The 2,998-nt window shown below is 43.6% G+C and carries 3 protein-coding genes and 1 pseudogene; all 4 read left to right on the plus strand.

Going from position 1 to position 2,998, the window contains the following annotated elements; all coding sequences use genetic code 11:
- The first annotated feature begins 31 nt into the window (after positions 1-31).
- On the plus strand, positions 32-445 hold the full coding sequence (locus KGY70_20070; GenBank protein MBS3777503.1) for a hypothetical protein: 414 nt from the start codon (positions 32-34) through the stop codon (positions 443-445).
- 7 nt (positions 446-452) lie between these two features.
- Positions 453-863 (plus strand): hypothetical protein, encoded by a 411-nt coding sequence (locus tag KGY70_20075; GenBank protein ID MBS3777504.1) that lies wholly within the window; start codon positions 453-455, stop codon positions 861-863.
- A 395-nt stretch (positions 864-1,258) separates the two neighbouring features.
- Positions 1,259-2,863 (plus strand): hypothetical protein, encoded by a 1,605-nt coding sequence (locus tag KGY70_20080; GenBank protein ID MBS3777505.1) that lies wholly within the window; start codon positions 1,259-1,261, stop codon positions 2,861-2,863.
- Positions 2,857-2,961: pseudogene (locus tag KGY70_20085) on the plus strand (hypothetical protein). Before KGY70_20080 ends, KGY70_20085 begins: the two are co-directional and overlap by 7 nt.
- Positions 2,962-2,998: the final 37 nt, after the last annotated feature.

Genomic DNA, 2,998 nt, shown 5'->3' on the forward strand with positions numbered 1-2,998 from the left:
TTAATTATAAAACATTAATAATCTATCCACGATGGAAAATAAGAGAAAACACCTGGAATTCATCCAAAACACCATAAATCGAATGGTTCATGGCTCTTTCTTAATGAAAAGCATTAATGTATTCATGGTTTCTGTTCTCTTAATTATCGGTGTTATAAAAAATGAAAACCAGGTAATTTTTTTGATCGGTTTTCTTCCGGTTATTGTTTTCTGGATACTCGATGGTTTTTTCCTCTACCAGGAAAGATTGTTCAGGACACTTTATGATGAAGTGAGGATGAAAAACCAGGACGAGATTGATTTCAGCATGGATACTAAGCGATTTCGGGGTGGCAGGCAAAGCTGGTGGAGCTCCTTTTGGTCAGGGGCGCTGTGGCCTTTTCATGGTGTTCTATTCCTGGTGGTATTGATCATAACCCTTTTGGCTCATTATGGGATATTTTAATTACTGAATGGAGCAAAAACAAATGCTCAAAATATTTACTGCCCAATACCGGTATTCCGGCAAAAACCGGCTCGATATCACAGTGAAGGGGAAAGACCCGGTGGGAAGCTGGTTTGCCCCTACCTGGGAGATGGTAATGAAAACCAAGAAAGGCCTCATGTCCAAAGAGGAATATACGCAGGAATACTACCGGCTGATGCGCAAAAGATACCGGGAGAACCCTGACATTTTCAATGATCTGTTGAAACGGGATGAAGTGGTCTTCGTCTGCTTTGAAAAACCCGAGGAAGGCTTTTGCCACCGGTATATCCTGGCGAACATATTTACTAAGATGGGGGCCGAATATAAAGGGGAACTGAATACCGACGGGTCGTTCTGGGGAGAGATTGATCTGGAAGTATTTGAAGAGCCGATTTAATTGGTTGACATTTAAGTTTGACAGGAGTTTGACAAAGAGTTTGAGGGTTTGAAAGTTAATAAAGGCTTAGGTCAACAGGAAGATATAATTGTCATTCGGATGTCATTTTGCGCCGTCCAAGCCCATAAGGTGGGAATTTAAAGGCGTATTAAATATAGAAATAATGAAACACCTTACAACAAACCTGTCCCGCCGAATATATGCGGGACACGTTACAGTCTTTTCTCTCATTTTTTTGTAATATTTTTGTTTCACCTAAACCGATGAAAAGATAAGAGCATAAATGGCTGTTAATTAATAATTGAATCTGATAACCAACAAATTTAAAGTTTTATAAAAATACGCTCATGATGAAATACAGGGTCTTATTATTTTTCTTATTAAGCTGTGTAATTATGGCAGAGGGCCAGACAAACAACACGCTTGAAAATGTAGTGATAACATCAAAAAAGGAGAAAACCCAGGTACACACCAATGAAAACGGGGAATTACATGTAAATGTATCACCAAAGGATGTCCGTAAATTCAAAGCCAATGGATTGGTTCGCTATAGTGACTTTGGTGCCAGGGGCGATGCCAAAACCGATGATATAGACGCTATCGCTGCTGCCCATGCATTTGCCAACGAGCACGATCTTTCCGTGAAGGCCGACGATGAGGCCACCTACTACATTGGAGGAAAGGAGCGCACTGCGGTTATCCGTACCGACACCGATTTCGGCACGGCGTCCTTCATCATTGACGATACCGATGTGGAAAATCCTAATGCATCTGTTTTTAAAGTTAGTTCCAGCCTGGAATCATTTAAACTTGAAGGCATATCTTCGCTTAAGCGGAATCAGAAGAAAATAGACGTCTCCCTTCCCCAAACCTGTCTGATCACTGTCACCAATTCCAACGTAAAGCACTATATCCGTTACGGGTTGAACCAGAATGATGGATCTCCGCAGACAGATATCTTTGTCGTTGATAAAAACGGCAATGTGGACATGGACGCTCCGATCATCTGGGACTTCGATCAGATCACGGATATTACCGCCCTCCCCATGGACGAGGATACCCTGACTATCACAGGGGGACGTTTTACCACCATTGCCAATCAAGATGAATCTAAGTACAATTATTATAGCCGAAACATCGCGATCAGACGCTCCAATGTTATCGTTGATGGGCTGGAACACCACGTCAAGGGCGAAGGAGACCATGGTGCGCCCTATGGCGGCTTCATCAATATCGGTGACTGTGCCTACATAACTGTTAAGAATACCATCCTTACCGGACACAAAACATACCAAACCATTGGCTCGGCAGGGAAGCCTGTCTCCATGGGCTCTTACGACCTCTCAGTCAGTCGTGCACTTAATGTATCTTTCGTGAACGTCAGCCAGACCAATGACATAAATGACCGCACCTATTGGGGAATCCTGGGCTCTAACTACTGCAAGAATCTGCTTTATGACAATTGTACCCTTTCCCGGTTCGATGCCCACAAAGGTGTTGCCAATGCCACCATCCGCAATTCCACCCTGGGACACATGGGGATCAATGCCATTGGCAGCGGTACTTTGACCGTGGAGAACACCACTGTCCGCGGAAGGAGCTTCATCAACCTGCGCTCCGACTATGGAAGTACATGGCGGGGAGAGTTCATTACCCGAAACTGCAAATTCGTGCCCGAGGACGGTAGACAAACCAGCGCAGCACTAATAAACGGATATAATTCCGGTCAGCATGATTTCGGCTACACGTGTTATATGCCGGAACGGATCACCATTGAAAATCTTCATATCGATGACTCCAATCACCCGGAGGATTACAAGGGTCCTGCTATTTTCACCGACTTCAATCCGGAAATGACCGACGATTCTTACGAAGAGAAGTTTCCCTATATCATAACCAAGAAGGTCATTCTAAAAAATGTAACAACTGCTAGCGGCAAATCTTTGAGGATCAGTGACAATCCGTACATGTTCAGGGATGTTAAGGTAGTCACCGATTAAGGTGCCATAACCCGGTCATCAGGGGATGGTCAAATTATCCCAAAAAGATATGCGCCAAGAAGGTTTTTGAAAAACTGGGGAATTTAAGGATAATTTAATTATTTCATTGTCGCATACAACCTCACCGGCCCTTCA

Source organism: Bacteroidales bacterium, assembly GCA_018334875.1.
Classification (GTDB): domain Bacteria; phylum Bacteroidota; class Bacteroidia; order Bacteroidales; family UBA12077; genus JAGXLC01.

Bases quoted from the DNA above. Each gene is read 5' to 3' on its own strand.
- KGY70_20070 (MBS3777503.1), top strand. From the start codon at position 32: ATGGAAAATAAGAGAAAACACCTGGAATTCATCCAAAACACCATAAAT.
- KGY70_20075 (MBS3777504.1), top strand. From the start codon at position 453: ATGGAGCAAAAACAAATGCTCAAAATATTTACTGCCCAATACCGGTAT.
- KGY70_20080 (MBS3777505.1), top strand. From the start codon at position 1,259: ATGGCAGAGGGCCAGACAAACAACACGCTTGAAAATGTAGTGATAACA.